This is a genomic window from Martelella sp. HB161492, assembly GCF_013184775.1.
In the GTDB taxonomy this organism is placed as follows: Bacteria; Pseudomonadota; Alphaproteobacteria; order Rhizobiales; family Rhizobiaceae; genus Martelella.
Map to the genome: position 1 here is coordinate 377492 of NZ_JAATVV010000002.1, position 18025 is coordinate 395516.

15 protein-coding genes are annotated in these 18025 nt (G+C 59.1%); 9 read left to right on the top strand and 6 right to left on the bottom strand.

Annotated elements, in window-relative coordinates; genetic code table 11:
- Position 1: 1 nt before the first annotated feature.
- The 4 genes from sufC to HCK86_RS04645 form a co-directional block, all read right to left on the bottom strand.
- The gene (sufC, locus tag HCK86_RS04630) at positions 2–757 is read right to left on the bottom strand and encodes a Fe-S cluster assembly ATPase SufC (protein WP_176083292.1); all 756 of its coding nucleotides are present in this window, start codon (positions 755–757) and stop codon (positions 2–4) included.
- A 13-nt stretch (positions 758–770) separates the two neighbouring features.
- Positions 771–1253, bottom strand: a complete 483-nt coding sequence (locus tag HCK86_RS04635; RefSeq protein WP_176083293.1) for a cupin domain-containing protein — start codon at positions 1251–1253, stop codon at positions 771–773.
- Complete coding sequence (sufB, locus tag HCK86_RS04640; RefSeq protein ID WP_176083294.1) at positions 1253–2743, bottom strand: Fe-S cluster assembly protein SufB; 1491 nt, start codon at positions 2741–2743, stop codon at positions 1253–1255. Before sufB ends, HCK86_RS04635 begins: the two co-directional genes overlap by 1 nt.
- 243 nt (positions 2744–2986) lie before the next feature.
- On the bottom strand, positions 2987–4153 hold the full coding sequence (locus HCK86_RS04645; RefSeq protein ID WP_176083295.1) for a cysteine desulfurase family protein: 1167 nt from the start codon (positions 4151–4153) through the stop codon (positions 2987–2989).
- A gap of 202 nt (positions 4154–4355) precedes the next feature.
- On the opposite strand from HCK86_RS04645, the gene HCK86_RS04650 reads away from it, so the two are divergent.
- From HCK86_RS04650 to tyrS, 3 genes are all read left to right on the top strand, one after another.
- Positions 4356–5033 carry an alpha/beta hydrolase gene (locus HCK86_RS04650; protein WP_176083296.1) on the top strand — a complete coding sequence of 226 codons (678 nt, stop codon included), beginning with the start codon at positions 4356–4358 and terminating at the stop codon, positions 5031–5033.
- 138 nt (positions 5034–5171) lie between these two features.
- Positions 5172–5633, top strand: a complete 462-nt coding sequence (locus HCK86_RS04655) for an HXXEE domain-containing protein (RefSeq protein ID WP_176083297.1) — start codon at positions 5172–5174, stop codon at positions 5631–5633.
- Positions 5634–5738: 105 nt separating this feature from the next.
- Positions 5739–6992, top strand: a complete 1254-nt coding sequence (gene tyrS / locus HCK86_RS04660) for a tyrosine--tRNA ligase (RefSeq protein ID WP_176083298.1) — start codon at positions 5739–5741, stop codon at positions 6990–6992.
- Positions 6993–7115: 123 nt separating this feature from the next.
- Here tyrS and HCK86_RS04665 read toward each other — a convergent pair whose 3' ends face one another.
- A complete protein-coding gene (locus HCK86_RS04665) occupies positions 7116–10520 on the bottom strand; it encodes a DUF3971 domain-containing protein (protein WP_176083299.1) in 3405 nt (1134 codons plus the stop codon).
- Between the two features lie 296 nt (positions 10521–10816).
- On the opposite strand from HCK86_RS04665, the gene bcp reads away from it, so the two are divergent.
- Positions 10817–11281 (top strand): thioredoxin-dependent thiol peroxidase, encoded by a 465-nt coding sequence (bcp, locus tag HCK86_RS04670; RefSeq protein WP_176083300.1) that lies wholly within the window; start codon positions 10817–10819, stop codon positions 11279–11281.
- Between the two features lie 409 nt (positions 11282–11690).
- Positions 11691–13130, top strand: a complete 1440-nt coding sequence (locus HCK86_RS04675) for a DEAD/DEAH box helicase (protein ID WP_176083301.1) — start codon at positions 11691–11693, stop codon at positions 13128–13130.
- A gap of 248 nt (positions 13131–13378) precedes the next feature.
- On the opposite strand, the gene HCK86_RS04680 is transcribed toward HCK86_RS04675, so the two are convergent.
- Positions 13379–13834: a flavin reductase family protein gene (locus tag HCK86_RS04680; protein ID WP_176083506.1), complete on the bottom strand. Its 456-nt coding sequence runs from the start codon at positions 13832–13834 to the stop codon at positions 13379–13381.
- Positions 13835–14050: 216 nt separating this feature from the next.
- Between HCK86_RS04680 and HCK86_RS04685 the strand changes: the two genes are divergently transcribed.
- The 4 genes from HCK86_RS04685 (at position 14051) to HCK86_RS04700 (ending at position 17986) form a co-directional block, all read left to right on the top strand.
- On the top strand, positions 14051–15145 hold the full coding sequence (locus HCK86_RS04685) for an ABC transporter substrate-binding protein (protein ID WP_176083302.1): 1095 nt from the start codon (positions 14051–14053) through the stop codon (positions 15143–15145).
- Between the two features lie 52 nt (positions 15146–15197).
- On the top strand, positions 15198–15863 hold the full coding sequence (rpe, locus tag HCK86_RS04690; protein ID WP_176083303.1) for a ribulose-phosphate 3-epimerase: 666 nt from the start codon (positions 15198–15200) through the stop codon (positions 15861–15863).
- 173 nt (positions 15864–16036) lie between these two features.
- Positions 16037–17344 carry an adenylosuccinate lyase gene (gene purB, locus HCK86_RS04695; protein ID WP_176083304.1) on the top strand — a complete coding sequence of 436 codons (1308 nt, stop codon included), beginning with the start codon at positions 16037–16039 and terminating at the stop codon, positions 17342–17344.
- Between the two features lie 87 nt (positions 17345–17431).
- The gene (locus HCK86_RS04700; protein ID WP_176083305.1) at positions 17432–17986 is read left to right on the top strand and encodes an alpha/beta hydrolase; all 555 of its coding nucleotides are present in this window, start codon (positions 17432–17434) and stop codon (positions 17984–17986) included.
- The last annotated feature ends 39 nt before the right edge of the window (positions 17987–18025 follow it).

Below are 18025 nucleotides of genomic sequence, written 5' to 3' on the forward strand. Positions count from 1 at the left end.
CTCAGGCCGCAGCGCCGATGATATCGGCATAGCCATTGGCTTCAAGTTCCAGCGCCAGGTTCTTGTCGCCGGTCTTGATGATCTGGCCCTTGTAGAGAACATGGACCGTGTCCGGCACGATGTAATCGAGCAGGCGCTGATAGTGGGTGATCACCATGGTCGAGCGGGTCGGCGAGCGCAGGGCATTCACGCCGTCAGCGACGATCTTCAGCGCGTCGATATCAAGGCCCGAATCGGTTTCGTCAAGCACGCAGAGCTTCGGCTCCAGAAGCGCCATCTGCAGGATTTCGGCGCGCTTCTTCTCGCCGCCGGAAAAGCCGACGTTGAGCGGACGCTTCAGCATGTCGAAATCGATCTTCAGTTCGGCGGCACCGGCCTTGACCTTGCGGATGAAGTCCGGCGTCGAAAGCTCGGCCTCGCCGCGCGCCTTGCGCTGTTCGTTGATCGCCACCTTCAGGAACTGCATGGTGGCAACACCCGGGATCTCGACCGGATACTGGAAGGCCAGGAAAATGCCCTTGGCAGCGCGCTCGGCAGCGTCCAGCTCAAGGATGTTCTCACCGTTGAACAGGATCTCGCCCTCGGTCACTTCATAGTCTTCGCGACCGGAGAGGATATAGGACAGCGTCGACTTGCCGGAGCCGTTCGGCCCCATGATGGCAGCCACTTCGCCGTCCTGAATGGTGAGGCTCAGGCCACGGATGATTTCGGTGCCTTCATCGGCAATACGGGCATGCAGGTTCTTGATCTCAAGCATGATTAAATTCCTGTCAAATCTCGCCGTCGAAATAATCGAGGCTGGCGGCCTTGCGGCCGATGAATCTAAAGGGTTCGTCTGAACCGTCCTGACGCGTGCTCACCAGAAACTTGTCAGAGTCCGGGTACTCGCAGAGGTCGGGTTCTTGCATCGTCGAAACACAAAGATATTTCAGGTCCTGTGTTCCGGTATTGATCAGATGGTGCGCCGTTTCGCGGCCACCGGCCGGGGCAGCAAGAATATCACCGGCGCGAACCGGGAAATGTTCACCGCCATAGCGATAGGACCCCTCACCGGAGAGGATGAAAAACATCTCTTCCCGGGTGTGGTGGTTATGAAACGGGCAGCAGCGCTTTCCCGGGGGAACGATCGTCAGGTTATAGCCCAGCTTCCTTGCGCCGATGACACTGCCGAGAGGCGCGTATCGCTCGGCAAACAACGTACCGGCTGAAGCCTCGATGAGCGGAACCTCATCGATATTGACGACCGGCCTCATCAGCCGACACTCCCTTCCAGCGAGATGCCAATCAGCTTCTGCGCTTCGACGGCGAATTCCATCGGCAGCTCCTGAATGACCTCGCGGACGAAGCCGTTGACGATCAGCGCGATCGCCTCTTCTTCGGGAATGCCGCGCTGCATGCAGTAAAACAGCTGATCCTCGGAAATCTTCGACGTCGTCGCCTCATGCTCGAAGCGCGCGGATGCATTGCCGGCCTCGATATAGGGAACCGTATGCGCGCCGCATTTGTCACCGATCAGCAGGCTGTCGCACTGGGTGAAATTGCGGGCATTTTCCGCCCGGCGGTGGGCCGAAACCTGACCGCGATAGGTATTGTTGGAAAAACCCGCCGAAATCCCCTTGGAGATGATGCGGCTCGACGTGTTCTTGCCGAGATGGATCATCTTGGTGCCGCTGTCGATCTGCTGATGGCCGTTTGAAACGGCAATCGAGTAGAATTCGCCGCGCGAATTGTCGCCGCGCAGGATGCAGGACGGGTATTTCCAGGTAATCGCCGAACCGGTTTCGACCTGGGTCCAGGAAATCTTGGAGTTCTTGCCGCGGCAATCACCACGCTTGGTGACGAAATTATAGATGCCGCCCTTGCCGTCCTTGTCGCCCGGATACCAGTTCTGCACGGTGGAATACTTGATCTCGGCGTCATCAAGCGCGATCAGCTCGACCACGGCGGCATGAAGCTGGTTCTCGTCGCGCTGCGGCGCCGTGCAGCCCTCGAGATAGGAGACATAGGCCCCCTCCTCGGCAATGATCAGCGTGCGCTCGAACTGGCCGGTGTTCTTCTCATTGATGCGGAAATAGGTCGACAGCTCCATCGGGCAGCGCACGCCCTTGGGCACGAAGACGAAGGACCCATCGGTAAAGACGGCCGAATTCAGCGTCGCATAGAAATTGTCGCTCTGCGGAACGACGGAGCCGAGATATTTCTTCACCAGATCGGGATATTCCCGGATCGCTTCGGAAATCGACATGAAGATCACGCCGGCCTTGGCGAGTTCCTTCTTGAAGGTGGTGACGACGGAGACCGAATCGAACACCGCATCGACTGCAACCCTGCCCGATGTGGACTGATGCTGCGGCTGCTGCACGCCGGCCAGGATCTCCTGCTCCTTCAGCGGGATACCGAGTTTCTCGTAGGTCGCGAGAAGCTCCGGATCGACTTCATCCAGCGTCTTCGGCCCGGTCACGGATTTCGGCGCGGCATAGTAGTAATAGTCGTTGAAATCGATCTTCGGATAATCGACGCGCGCCCAGCTGGGCTCTTCCATCGACAGCCAGCGCTGATAGGCTTCCAGCCGCCATTCCAGCATCCAGTCCGGCTCGCCCTTCTTGTGCGAGATGAAGCGGATAATGTCTTCGGACAGGCCCTTCGGGGCCTTGTCCACCTCGATCATGGTCTCAAAACCATACTTATACTGATCAACGTCGATCTGTTTGACCTGATCGACGGTCTCCTTCACGGCAGCCATGTCATCACTCCACTTTATACCGGATTCAAGGTCCGGCGGCTTCTCGTGTCTCTTGCATCATCTTCCGGCCGGACACGATCGTCCGCCCACCCCGGAAACATGCGCAAAGTCTAAACTCTCTGAGCGTCTGTCCGCATTATCGGCAAAGCCATGCGGTGCTCAAAGCGGTGCCTACCGCTTCATTTAATGAGACAAGTGATAATTGTTAACCCCTTGTCGCATACCGATCAGACGTTTTGGCACTCAGGCTGCCTTCCCGGACGGTTTCAGCCGCCCGGCAATGCGCATGAAAGCCGCAATCGCCGCATCAACATCGTCATCGCCAGTCTCCCAGCCGAGCGAGATCCGAAGCGCGCCCTGGCGCGCATCCTCGCCCATGGCCTTCAGAACATGGCTCTCGCCAACCTTGCCGGATGAGCAGGCCGAGCCTGCCGAAAGCGCAATGCCTTCGAGATCAAAGGCAATCTGCCCCGTCTCGGCCTTCAGTCCCGGCAGGGTGAAATAGCTGGTATTGGCCACGCGCGGACTTGCCGAGCCATGGATCACCAGATCCGGCACCAGGTCACGCATGGCCGCTTCAAGCCGGTTTCGCAGGCCTTCGATGCGCTGATTGCGCGCATCAAGCCCCGCTGCCGAAAACGCCGCAGCGGCACCGAAACCGCATATCGCCGGCACATTTTCCGTGCCGGAATGATGGCCCTTTTCCTGTCCGCCGCCACGCACCAGCGGTGCGGGCATCAGCGTCTCGCCACGACTGACCAGAGCGCCGATCCCCTTGGGACCACCGATCTTGTGGCTCGACAGGATCAGGAAATCGGCACCGATGGCTTCTATTGAGACCGGAATACGCCCGACCGCCTGAACCGCATCGACGACCAGAATGCCGCCATGGGCATGAACGATCCGGGCTGCGTCTTCCACCGGCTGGATCACGCCGGTTTCGTTGGAGACCAGCATGATCGCCACCAAAGCCGGGCCCTTCGCCTTGTCATGGGCTGCAAGCAGGGCCTTCAGGGCTTCAAGGTCGACACGGCCATCGGGCAGAACTGCAATCTCGTGCCGGTCGCCGGCGGCAAAACGCCCGCCCTCAAAGATCGCCGGATGCTCGATTGCGGAAACATAAAGTCCGCCAAGGCGGACCGGCGAGCGCCCCATGCGAAAATCAGGTGTCAAAACAAGGTTCGAAGCTTCCGTGGCACCAGCGGTGAAAATAACATGTGCCGCTTCAGCTCCGACAAGGTCAGCGACCGCATGGCGAGCTTTCTCGACCCGCGCGCGAACAGCACGCCCCTCGCGATGAACCGAGGACGCATTGCCGGCAAGATCAAGACCTTCAATGGCAGCCGCGCGCGCTTCCGGTAAAAGCATCGCCGTTGCATTCCAGTCGAGATAGGTTCGGAACTTGCTCATTTTGTCCGATTTCCAGTCTTCAAAAAGAGGATATGGCGCATTTTTCTTGATATTACCATGCCGCCTGTCCTATGTGAGCCATGGCGCGTGCGCCAGACTTTTTGAATTGTTCTAAACTGATTTGTAGAAAAGATGACCATAACAGTCAAGTCAACTTTACTGCTGATCGGCTCGAAACAAGAGAACCTTTTCCGGAGAGCCAATGCCTGAAGTGATTTTCAACGGTCCGGCCGGTCGCCTCGAGGGCCGCTACCAGCCGTCCAAAGAGAAGAACGCGCCGATTGCCATCGTCCTGCACCCGCATCCGCGGTTTGGCGGTACGATGAACAATCCGATCGTCTACGAGCTCTTCTACATGTTCCAGAAGCGCGGTTTCACCACGCTGCGCTTCAATTTCCGTGGCATCGGCCGCAGCCAGGGCGAATTCGACCACGGCCTCGGCGAATTGTCGGATGCCGCCGCCGCGCTCGACTGGGTGCAGAGCCTGCATCCTGATTCGAAGACCTGCTGGGTTGCCGGCTATTCCTTTGGTTCCTGGATCGGCATGCAGCTTCTGATGCGCCGTCCGGAAATCGAAGGCTTCATGTCGATTGCGCCGCAGCCCAATATCTATGACTTCTCCTTCCTGGCGCCCTGCCCGTCTTCGGGCCTGATCATCCATGGCGATGCCGACAAGGTGGCGCCGCAGCGTGATGTCAACGGGCTTGTGGAAAAGCTGAAGGCGCAGAAGGGCATTCTCATCACCCAGAAGGTGATCTCCGGCGCCAACCACTTTTTCGCCGGCAAGAGCGATGAGCTGCTTTCGGAATGCGAAGACTATCTCGACCGCCGGCTTGAGGGCGAACTGACCCCCGAGCCCGCGCCAAAGCGGATTCGCTGAGACGCAGACAGCAGGATCGACCGGGCCACTCCCGGTCGTATTCCTGTCATTGTCGCAATTTCTACGAAAGACCCATTGCGGATCGGCCAAAGCTCGGCAATCTGGCGTTCATCGAGTGTTTTCGACCGGAGAACCGCCTTGCTCAGCCCTTCGCATCTTTCGCTTTTCCTGGCCATAGCCCTGATGCTGCACGTGACCGAGGAATTCTATTTTCCCGGCGGCTTCATTGAATGGTATCGCGAACTGGTGCCGCCGAAGACCACGGGCATCCGCTTCGGCTATCTCGTCTTCATCAATACCGCCGTGATGTTCCTTGCGGCGCTGGCGCTCTTCTATGGTGACGGCGCCACTGGTGCCTCGATCTTTCTCGCGCTCTCGACGGCCATGGCCTTCAATGCGCTGTTCCACATCTCTGGTGTAGTGAAGCTGAAGAAATATTCGCCGGGTGTTGTCACCGCCGTCGTCCTGTTCCTGCCGCTTTATGGGGTCGGTCTTTTCACCGTGATGAAAAGCGGGCTTGCCGCCAATTGGGAGCCATTCCTGTTTGCAGCCCTGGCTGCTGCCTATCACGCCAATTCGCTGCGGCGACAGGCGAAGTGACGACGGGCAGGCACCCCGCGCAAAAGAGGTGGGAAGCGCCGGCAAACCATGCTAAAGCGCGGCGGTTCCGCTTCAAACAGGACACATCAACGAAAAGATTAGGCCATGTCGACGTTTAAATCCGAATTCCTGCACACGCTATCAGAGCGCGGCTTCGTTCATCAGATCTCCGATGAAAGCGGCCTTGATGACCTTCTGGCGAAGGAGCAGGTCACGGCCTATATCGGCTTCGACCCGACGGCGCCAAGCCTGCATGCCGGGTCGCTGATCCAGATCATGCTGCTGCACTGGTTCCAGAAGAGCGGCCACCGGCCGATCTCGCTGATGGGCGGCGGCACCGGCATGGTCGGCGATCCCTCGTTCAAGGACGAGGCGCGCAAGCTGATGACGGTCGACATGATCGAGGACAACATCGCCTCGATCAAACGGGTCTTCGCCAATTACCTTGACTATGACCGCACCGACAGCCCGGCGCTGATGATCAACAATGCCGACTGGCTGCGCGAGATCAACTACCTCGAATTCCTGCGCGATGTCGGCCGGCATTTCTCGGTCAACCGGATGCTGTCCTTCGACAGCGTCAAGACGCGTCTTGACCGCGAACAGTCGCTGTCCTTCCTGGAATTCAATTACATGATCCTCCAGGCCTATGACTTCGTCGAGCTTTACAAGCGCACCGGCTGCCGCCTGCAGATGGGCGGCTCCGACCAGTGGGGCAATATCGTCAACGGTATCGATCTCGGTCACCGCATGGAAACGCCGCAGCTTTACGCGCTGACGGCGCCGCTTCTGACAACGTCATCGGGCGCCAAGATGGGCAAGTCGGCCACCGGTGCTGTCTGGCTCAACCCGGATATGCTCGGGCCTTACGATTTCTGGCAGTTCTGGCGCAACACCGAAGACGCCGATGTGTCGCGCTTCCTGAAGCTCTACACGACGCTGCCGATGGATGAGATCGCCCGTCTTTCAGCGCTTGGCGGCGCGGAGATCAACGAGGTCAAGAAGATCCTGGCCACGGAAGTCACTGCGATGCTGCATGGCCGCGAGGCCGCCGAACAGGCTGCCGAAACCGCACGCAAGACCTTCGAGGAAGGCGCGCATGACGACAACCTGCCGACAATCGAGGTTGCGGCAGGCGAGCTTGAAAGCGGTCTCGGCATTCTGACCCTTCTGGTTCAGGCCGAACTTGCCGCCTCCAACGGCGAGGCCCGCCGCCATATCAAGGGCGGCGCGGTCAAGCTCAACGACAAGGCTGTCTCCGACGACCGCCTGATGGTCGGCACGGGCGAAGTAACCGGCGAAGGCGTGATCAAGATCTCGCTTGGCAAAAAGAAGCATGTGCTGGTCAAGCCCGTCTAGAGCGCCGTGCGTCCTTTTGGACGCACCAGGACGCTCGATCTTATTGGATCTGCGCATCGGACAGATCAACACGCAAGGGGCGCCGCAAGCGCCCCTTTTTCGCGACCGCACACGGGCCAGCCCCTATTGAAACTCGAATATCTTGCGGAACACACCGGGTGCGATTGCCGAGAGCGGGTTGATCACCAGCTGCGGCTTCTCGCTCTTGCCTGTCAGCTTGAAGGTGATACCGAACAGGCCCTTGTCATTGCCATTTCCGAGGAGCGGTCCGATGATCGGAATTTCGGCAAAGATCCGGTTCAGCCCATAGGCCGGCATGAAGGTTCCGGTCATGTCGATATTGCCGGCAGCATCGCGCGCCACGCCCTTGAAGGTCGCACCGACCTGCTCACCGCGCAGGACACCATTGCTGATCTGCAGCACGCCCTGCGCATAGAGCAGATCAATCGATGCACGTTGGAAATGCTGGTTGCTGCTGTTGATCTGATTGTTGAAGCGCGCATTCAGGCTCTGACCATTGCGGCCTGACGGGGCGGACAGGAAGGTTTTCAACTGGTCATCATCGATGATTCGAAAATCCTCGACTTCCACATTGCCGCTCCAGTCGCCGCCGAACTCAAGCAGATTCAGCGAGAGCTTCCCACCACTCATCTTGGGATAGACCCCGAGAAAACGCAGCAGGGAACCGGCACCGTCGGTGTTGACCCTGACCGCATGCCCGCCGTCGCCCGTCGGCGAAACCTGCAAGGCCACAGACTTGCCGGTCGCGGTCAGAGCGCCCAGCGTCGCGGTGTCGACATCACCATTGACAACGGCAAGCGTCCCCTTTGACTGATCGATATAGCGTCCGCCAAGCCCCATGATCCGGTTGAGCGCGATCGAAACCGTCACATTGTCGGAGCCAGCAGAGCCTGCAGCACCGGGCTTGCCACTGGCAGCACCGCTGCTGCCAACCGGGAGCCGCCCATCCTTCTTGATTGCCGACAGCAACGGCTCCGCGGAAAACCGTTTGCCGGACACATTCACCACCAGATTGGTCTTCACGCGCTTGATGCTGACATCGAAATCATCATTGTCCGAAAGGCTGACATGCGACAGATTGAGTGACCTGAGGCCAGCCTTGTCCAGAGTGATCGAACCGGAGGCGGCAAGACCACTGCCCGACAGCACAAGGTCGCTCAATTCGTTGACACCGTCTTCGCCGGTCTTGAGCGTGAAGCGCAGTCTGGCGCTCCGCCCGGCCGGCTTCTGCCAGCCGATCCAGGGCAGAACCAGTTTCGACTGGGTCAGATCAAGCGAAATGGTCTGGCCGTTGCTGCCATTGCTCTTCGCTTCAATCGACACAGGACCTTTCAGGATCGTCGACAGGCCGGGATACATCGCTTCGCGCTGGGCTTCGCTCAGCGTTCCGCCGATATTCAGCGACGCCCCGCCGGCCTCGCTGTTCAGCGGCAGGCTCCAGTCGATATCAATCGGAACGCCGTCCACCGTCGCCCGGCCCTTCAGGGCCAGCTTGCCCGGGACGATCGAGAGCTTGCCGTCAATATTGCTCACCGTATGGCCATCAATCGGCTTTGCGACACCGACGCCTGAAAGGTCGGCATCGACGCTCCACGATTGCGGAAGCGAGTCATTGTCCTCGTCCTCGGTGTCGCCATCAATGCTGATCGGCAATTCGGCGCTGAGCCGCGCGCTGCCCTTTCCGGTAAAATCGGATGGCACGAAGTCTGTCCTGTCCAGCGCATTGATCGGCGGATCGGCTGCCAGTTGCACGATTGCCTGCGCCTGACCGCTCAACAGCGCATCAATCCTGCCGATCGGCGGATGCTGTGACGTATCCGCGATCTCGAACGTGCCGTCACTGATCGCCACCGATCCCTGATTGGCCAGGTCGAAATGACCGGAGCGGATGGCAACATTCAGCCTTTCGCCGTTGATCAGCACATGCGCCGACGCACCGCTGACATCGGGAAAGGTCGGCTTGATCGTCAGACGTGACTTGTCGATATCGAAATCGATCTTCAGCTCGTCGCTGTCGAGGTTGAGCGGAATCCCCTCGCCCTCGATCCGGCCGGCCGGAATGTTGACCATGATCGTGCCGTTGGAAACCCGCCCGCCACTGATATTGGCCGTCACCCATTCACGCGGCTTGCGGGCAATCCAGAACGGCCACATCTGCTTTACCGCCTCGGCATCCATGGCGTCGATGGAGGCATTGAAGGTCAGGGCCGGACTGGCATCGCCAAACACCGCAGTGAAGGCACCGTCCATATTGCCCTGCGGGCTGGTGACCATGATGCGGTCGAGGTCCAGCGCCTTATCGCCGGCATGATAGGCGCCGCTGACCTGCGCATCGAAAAGCAAAGGCGGAAGGCCCGGCTCACGCGACTTGAACTGACCGCCACTGACCAGGAAATCCACACCGAAAGCGCCGGTGGCGCCGGGTTTGATCCGGTCAAGATCGATGATGCCGCCGGAAAATGGGAAAAAGCTTCCGTCAAAATTGATCGAAGAATCAGTGAGTTCAAACGATTTCTTGTTGCTGTCGAAACTCAGATTGAGCTGCGCGTCGGTGAAAGGACGGGCAATCCGATCGGCGACGAAACGCCCGCTATTGACATGCAGATCGACCAGAGCAGCGGAATCCTTGTCGTCGGCGGCGCGCTTGAGCTGCACCGCCACATCCGTGGTCGCCTCCACGCCGATATCCGGCTCGCCCTCGTTGTTCTTCCGCAGCAGGAAGGGTGTGATCAGAAGATTGGTCACTTCGGCCTGCAGCGTTTCGGTGCGGCCAGCCCTGGCAACGGCCTCGGCAGTGATGGCGGACACCGTGCCGTCGAGCGCGATCTGCCCGTCAACACGCAGCACGTCGCCAGCCATCAGTTGCACCTGAACCTGGCGAAGATTGATATCAACACTCTGATCAGGCGTTGCGCTTGGCAGCGGAAAACGCAGATCACTGACGGTGATTTCCTGGGTTTCGGCGGTTTCAAGGACACCGCGGATCAGATCCGTCTGATCGAATATCTGCTCGACCAGCACCGGAAAACCATCGACCCGGTGGTCGGTCAGGCGGAAGGGTCCGGCGGCAGGCAGGGCGGACGGATCGAAGCGCACGCCTTTGACAGAAACGGAATTGATTGAAAGTTGACCGATCAGGAGGCGCAGCGGATTGATTGCCAGCGCGATTTCCTGAACATCGGCAACGCGTTGATGCGCTTCGGAGCGGATTGAGACACCATTGACCGTGAGCTCCAGCCTCAGGCCATCACCAAGCCGTAGCGTCGAGGCCTCGATCTGCGCCTGATAGGCCGGCGTGATTGCGCGGCCGATCTGCTGACGTGCCTTCTCGGTGAGATAGCGGTCGACGCTGCCGCTCTCGATCACATAAACAACCGCGGCAATCAGAATAACCAGTACGAGCGCGATATGCGCGGTATAACGGGCGCAGGAATGCGCAAGACCGCGACGCGGGCGTGAGCGGACAATCAGCGGCTTTTCCGCTCGGGCGGAGGGAAAATGATGCAAGGCACGCCGTTCACGACGCGAAAAATGCGTTTTCTCCCCGCGAATAAATGTCTTGTCGCCCCGTTTACTGCCCAAAACTCATATTCCAGAATCTGTTCTCATCAGTCGCCGCCGAAAACCGTTTCCACGCCCCGCCCGAGTCACCCCTAGAGCACGCCCCTGAAGATGCAAAATATAAATGACCGGATTTGCGTCCGATACGTGATTCAGGTCACAAAGGATAAACCGAAACGCGCCTCTCAGCGTAACGCTTTTCGTACATTCGAGTTGAATGCAGCCTGAACAGGAGAGATTTTATGACAGAATTGAAGCCGAACGATGTTGCCCCCGACTTTTCCCTGCCTCTTGCCGAAGGACGCTTCAGCCTCAAGGATGCTACAGGCAAATATCTGGTGCTCTATTTCTATCCGAAGGACAACACAAAAGGCTGCACGGTCGAGGCCATCGATTTCACGGCCCGCGCCGATGCGTTTGCCAAGGCCAACGCGGTGGTTCTCGGCATTTCGCCGGACAGCGCGAAGAGTCACGCCCGCTTCGCTGACAAGCACGCACTCACCGTTCTGCTTGGCGCCGATGAGGACCATGCCGTTGCCGAAGCCTATGGCGTCTGGAAGCAGAAAAGCATGTATGGCAAGACCTATATGGGCATAGAGCGCTCAACCTTCATCATTTCGCCGGACGGGCGGATCCTCAAGGTATTCCCCAAGGTAAAGGTCGCTGGCCACGCCGATGCGGTTCTTGCCGCCATTGCTCAGGCCTAGCGCATCGGCTCGAAAATCGGAATCGACTTTCGAAAAGAACGATGCGTCGATTCAATAATATCGAGCGTCCCGGTGCGTCCAAAAGGACGCACGGCGCTCCAGTGCATTCATCAAGACCGGCAGTGAAGACGGTCGCGCATTGAACTGCGCATCGTGCCTTGCAAAAATCAGAACCTGGTGTCTGCAGGGCATGACACAACAGCAGCGTCAATGCGTGCCGTCGGCAGCGACAGAAGCACACTGTCACCTGCCTGCCGCACCCAGGCGCGCATGCAACGCTCAGATACAGCGATGGCGCTGACTTTCCTTGACTCTTCGGAGATTTGATAATAAGCCGCGCTGGTGAATTCGCATGGCGGTAGTCCTTATCCGTCAGGTTTGTGACAAACAGCACGGAACACGTTTCCCTTTGACCTCATTTTCGGAACTTGGGCTCAGCCCCAAAGTATTGTCTGCCGTGGCCGATGCCGGCTACACCGATCCGACGCCGATCCAGGCGGGCGCAATTCCTGTTGCGCTTGAACGCCGTGATGTCTGCGGCATTGCGCAGACCGGAACGGGCAAAACCGCATCTTTCGTTTTGCCGATGCTGACGCTGCTCGAGCGCGGTCGCGCCCGAGCGCGCATGCCGCGCACGCTCATCCTTGAGCCGACGCGCGAACTGGCGGCTCAGGTCGCCGAGAATTTCGACAAATACGGCAAGAACCACAAGCTGAATGTCGCCCTGCTGATTGGCGGCGTCTCCTTTGACGAACAGGATCGCAAGCTTGAGCGCGGCGCCGACGTGCTGATCTGCACACCAGGCCGCCTGCTTGACCACGCCGAGCGCGGCAAGCTGCTGATGACGGGCGTCGAGATTCTCGTCATCGACGAAGCTGACCGCATGCTCGACATGGGTTTCATTCCCGACATTGAACGCATCGCCAAGATGATCCCGTTCACGCGCCAGACACTGTTCTTCTCGGCAACCATGCCGCCTGAGATTCAGGGACTGGCGGACCGCTTCCTGCAGAATCCGACCCGTATCGAAGTCGCCCCGCCCTCCTCCACAGCTGCAACTGTCGAGCAGAAGGTCGTGGCCTCCGGCGTCAAGGATTTCGAGAAGCGCTCGACGCTGCGTTCGCTGATCGACACCCAGGAAGAGCTCAAGAACGCCATCATCTTCTGCAATCGCAAGAAGTCGGTTGCCGATCTCTTGCGTTCGCTGCAGCGCCATGGCTATTCGGCTGGCGCACTCCATGGCGACATGGATCAGCATTCGCGCACAGCCATTCTGCAGAATTTCCGCGATGGAAAGCTGCCCCTGCTGGTGGCCTCAGACGTTGCGGCCCGCGGCCTCGACATCCCGGATGTCAGCCACGTGTTCAATTTCGATGTCCCCATTCATGCCGAAGACTATGTGCACCGGATTGGCCGGACCGGACGCGCCGGCCGCAAGGGCTCGGCGTTCACCATCGTCACCCGCAAGGATGTGAAGCCGCTGGACGCAATCGAAAAGCTGATCGACCGCAAGATCGACTGGCTGGACGGCGACCTTTCGACACTTGGTGCCGAAGAGGACGAAGCCCCCAAGCCCCGGACCCGCCGCGGCAAGAACGCTGACAAGCCTGCCAAGGCACCGGTGAACGACGAGGCCAAGGCAAGCAAGGCCGAGCCCGCCGCCAAGAAGGCTGACGCTGAGGAGAAAGTCGTGACACGGCAGAAATCGTCTGAAACGCGCAACAGCAAGGCGCGCGCCGCCAATGATGACCGCAACCGTTCGCGCCGCCGCGATCGCGACGATGAACCGACACCGGTCGGCTTCGGCGACGATATCCCTGCATTCATGCTGATCGGTTCCAAGGCCTGATTCAGGTCCTGGCCTTATCTGCGATAGCGACAACGGAAAGAGCCGCCATTCTGGGAGTGAATAGCGGCTCTAATTTCACTGTCTAAATCGTGCAGGTAATGCAGTAATCCTAAAATAAGCTGAGCTTCATAAAAGAACTTCAGGGATACACATTCATTACTGTTCCAATATGGTCTGATACTAAGGCACCGCCTCAATTTTGGTCAAGCCCATTTTTTGACCAATTTCAGTCGAATTTCTGACAATCGTCAAACCACCAGCCGGCGATAAGCGCGTCCGAAATAGAGCAGCGGATCGCGGTCCGAACCGATGCGAACATCAAGCACGGTGCCAAAAAGCACGAAATGGGTCGCCATTTCCTGGATCTGGATCAGTTTGCAGTCGAATGAGGCCATCGTATCGGCCAGGATCGGCGCACCGGAAATGCCATATTCCCAGACCGCGTGATCAAAACGTTTGTCATTTTCAACGCCGGTACGGCCGGAGAACAGATCGGCCACGGGCTGCTGTTCGCTCGATAGCGTGTTCACGGCAAAATTGCCGCTCTCCTGAAACAGGATATTGCGGTCATTGTGACGGTTTACACAGGCAAGCACGGTTGGCGGATCATCCGATACCGAGCAGCAGGCCGTTGCCGTGACCCCGCGCAGCACACCGCCGGACGCTGTGGTGACAACCTGCACATGTCCGGCATAATGGGCCATCGCATCGCGATAAAGACTGGAAAGCGACAATGTGTCGTTGGTCAAATTTTCACTCCGCTGGAAGCTCGAAAACTGCGCCTTGCCGTCGATCTTTGCTTTTTCGGCAGGCGCTTTGACATTGCCGGCCTACTTACGGCGTTGCTCCCGGCCATGGCAAGGGGTATGACAGGACGAACCGCAAGATGAACAGCATGCTTGAGCAAGACGGTCCGCCTCATGAAAGCCAATCGCGCCCTGTTTTACACCTGCTCGCTGCTCGCCGCGACGGTCCTGACTGTCCATTCGGCCGCAGCCCGGGACAAGACGGTGATCGGCGTTGTTGCGCCGCAATCCGGTCCTTACGCCATTCTCGGACAGCAGATTGAAGATGGCGCACGTCTGGCTGCCGCGGAAACCGGCGTCAAACTCGCCTTCGTAGATGAACCCTGCGATAACAGCGGCACCGATGTGAGCCCCGCCCTCAAGAAGGCGGGTGCAGATATCGCTATCGGCTTCCTCTGTTCTGAAACGCTTGATGCGGCCCTGCCCGGTCTGAGCAAGGATAAAACCCCTGCGATCACGGTCTCGGTGCGTTCGATGCCGCTGATGGAGGATGCGGCCAAGAATGGCTGGCCGCTTTTTCGTCTGGCCCCGGGCGAGCAGGAGCAGCCGGCTGTGACAGCCCAGCTCATTCTCGATCGCTGGGCGGGAAAGCCGGTCGCGCTTCTTGATGACGGCACGATTTCCTACCGCGAAAGCGTCAACACCATTCGCAACACGCTGGAAAGCGCCGGGCTGAAACCCGTGCTGGTTGACACGTTCCGTCCGGCGCAGGAGCAGCAGCGCTCGCTCGTCAGACGCCTGGCGCAGGCCGGCGCCACCAATATCTACATCGGCGGCGACCGCAACGACATTGCGATCATTGCCCGCGATGCCAGCGAAGCCGGCGTCGGCCTGACCATCATGGGCGGTGATTCCATGCGCGCCCAGAACGAACCTGTCGCACTTGAAAACGGTGTTCAGGCACTGGCGCTGCCGGTCTATGCCCAACTTGCGCCGGCAAAGGCGATCGTTGCTGCTGCCGACAAGGCAAAGGTCATTCCCGAAGGCTATGTCATACCCGCAGCGGCAGCCGTTGAGGTTGCGGCCGAAGCCGCAGACACGGCGGAAGACAAGGCCCTCATTGCAGCCCTTGAAAAGGGCACGTTCAAGACGGCCATGGGCAATGTTGTGTTTGGCCAGGATGGCGATCTCAACCGAAATTCCTTCATGCTGCAGCAATGGCAGGACGACCATTTCGTGCCCGTTGCCAATGGCAGCAATCAGCAGTAAGGCTCAGCCGGTCCGTGACCGGAAAAGCCATGTCTACCTCTGGAGTGCCTAGATGAAACGCCCGACCTATATTGCTCCGTCGATCCTTTCGGCAGATTTCGCACGCCTTGGTGATGAGGTGAAGACTGTCATCGATCAGGGCGCCGACTGGGTCCATCTCGATATCATGGACGGCCATTTCGTTCCCAACATCACCTTCGGACCCTCGGTGATCAAGGCGCTGCGACCTTATACAGATGCGGTATTCGACTGCCATTTGATGATCGCGCCCGCCGACCCCTATATCGAGGCCTTCGCCAAGGCCGGCTGCGATTACATCACGGTTCACGCCGAAGCCGGTCCGCATCTGCACCGTTCGCTGCAGACCGTTCGCCAGCTTGGCAAGAAGGCAGGCGTTGCGCTCAATCCGGCAACCCCGGTTTCGGCAATCGAAAATGTCATTGACGATGTCGACCTGATCCTGATCATGACCGTCAATCCCGGCTTTGGCGGGCAGAAATTCATTCCGGCAACGCTGGAAAAGATCCGCCAGGCCAATGCGCTGATCGGCGACCGGCCGATCGATCTCGAAGTCGATGGCGGCATTGCTCCCGATACGGCCGGCGCCGTCACCGAAGCAGGCGCCAATGCACTGGTCGCCGGCTCGGCCATTTTCGGCCGGCCGGAGAATGGCAGCTACGCCCCCGCCATTGAGGCAATCCGCGCGGCCTGCCGCTGATTTTACCGCCTGTCGCCTTCACATGGGCGCAAAGAGGCACCGAAACCGCATCTGCGGGCCGGAATCGCATGTGATTCCGGCCTTCTGAACCGCAGGCGCTGCTTCTCGCGTTGAAAGCATGGTCCGACTTTGCTAAGCGCAACGCAAAGAAGCTGCTGACAAGGACAAGGCCCATGATCCCGCGCTATTCCCGCCCCCAAATGACCGCGATCTGGTCTCCGGAAACCAAGTTCCGGATCTGGTTCGAGATCGAGGCACATGCCTGCACCGCGCTCGCCGAAATCGGTGTCATTCCCGAAAGCGCAGCCAGGACGATCTGGGAGAAGGGAAATGCGGCAACCTTTGATGTTGCCCGCATCGATGAGATCGAGGCCGTGACCAAGCATGACGTCATCGCCTTCCTCACCCACCTGGCAGAAATTGTCGGCCCCGATGCCCGCTTCGTTCATCAGGGCATGACCTCTTCCGATGTTCTTGATACCTGTTTCAATGTCCAGCTGGTGCGCGCCAGCGATCTGCTGCTGGAAGATCTCGACGGGCTGCTTGCAGCGCTCAAGCGCCGCGCGTTTGAACACAAGGATACCGTCACGATCGGCCGTTCGCATGGCATCCATGCCGAGCCCACCACCTTCGGCGTCAAACTCGCCCAGGCCTATGCGGAATTCTCACGCTGCCGTGACCGGCTTGTCGCCGCCCGCGAGGAAATCGCCACTTGCGCGATCTCTGGCGCTGTCGGCACATTTGCCAATATCGACCCGCGCGTTGAAGAACATGTGGCCGAAGCCATGGGGCTGAAGGCTGAGCCCGTTTCCACCCAGGTCATTCCGCGCGACCGTCATGCGATGTTCTTCGCAACGCTCGGCGTCATTGCATCGTCGGTTGAGCGGCTTTCCATCGAGATCCGCCACCTGCAGCGCACCGAAGTGCTCGAAGCGGAAGAATATTTCTCGCCGGGCCAGAAGGGCTCATCGGCCATGCCGCACAAGCGCAATCCGGTGCTGACCGAAAACCTGACCGGGCTTGCCCGCATGGTGCGTGGCTATGCGCTGCCCGCGATGGAGAATGTTGCGCTCTGGCACGAACGCGATATTTCCCATTCTTCCGTCGAACGCATGATTGGCCCGGACGCGACGGTCACGCTTGATTTCGCACTCGCTCGCCTGACCGGCGTCATCGACAAGCTGCTGGTATATCCCGAGCACATGATGCAGAACCTCAACAAGTTCCGTGGCCTGGTGCATTCCCAGCGCGTTCTCCTCGCCCTCACCCAGGCTGGCGTCTCGCGCGAGGATGCCTATCGTCTGGTTCAGCGCAACGCCATGAAGGTCTGGGAACAGGGCAAGGATTTTCTCGAAGAGCTGCTTGCAGATGAAGACGTGCGCAAGGCACTCGGCGAAGAGGTTATCCGCGAGAAATTCGATCTCGGCTATCACACCAAGCATGTCGACACGATTTTCCGTCGTGTTTTCGGCGAAGCGTGACAGGCTGAGCCGACGGATCAAAAGTCAGTGCGGGACGGCACGCCGCCCCGCACTGGAAAGCAACAGAAGACCGAAGCATTTGACATCATGAAAGTCTCAGAAGCGGAAATTCTCATCGTCCCGGGTTACACCAATTCCGGCCCCGGACACTGGCAGACCCGGTGGCAGAACAAGCTTTCAACGGCGCGCCGCGTCGAGCAGGAAGCCTGGTCGAAGCCCGTCTTCGAGGACTGGACGGCCAAATTGACAGAAGAGGTCAATCGCGCCGAACGTCCTGTCGTGCTGATTGCCCACTCCCTGGGAATCCCGACTGTGGTTCATTCCATTCCCGCCTTCGAAAAAAAAGTAGCCGGTGCATTTCTCGTGGCGCCGCCGGAAACGGACAATCCGAAAATCCGCCCGAAGCATCTGATGACGTTCGGCCCCTATCCGCGCGATCCCCTGCCGTTCCCGAGCATTCTCATCGCCAGCCGCAACGATCCCTTCGGCTCCTTCGATCATGCAGGCGATCTCGCCAACGCCTGGGGCGCGAAATTCCACGATGTCGGCGAGGCCGGACATGTCAACGAACAGGCCGGTTTCGGTCCCTGGCCCGAGGGCACTTTGATGTTTGCCCGCTTTCTTTCCAGCCTGCAGGCCTGACCCGCAAGCCTGCTGCCCAGATCAGCCGATCCGCCACCC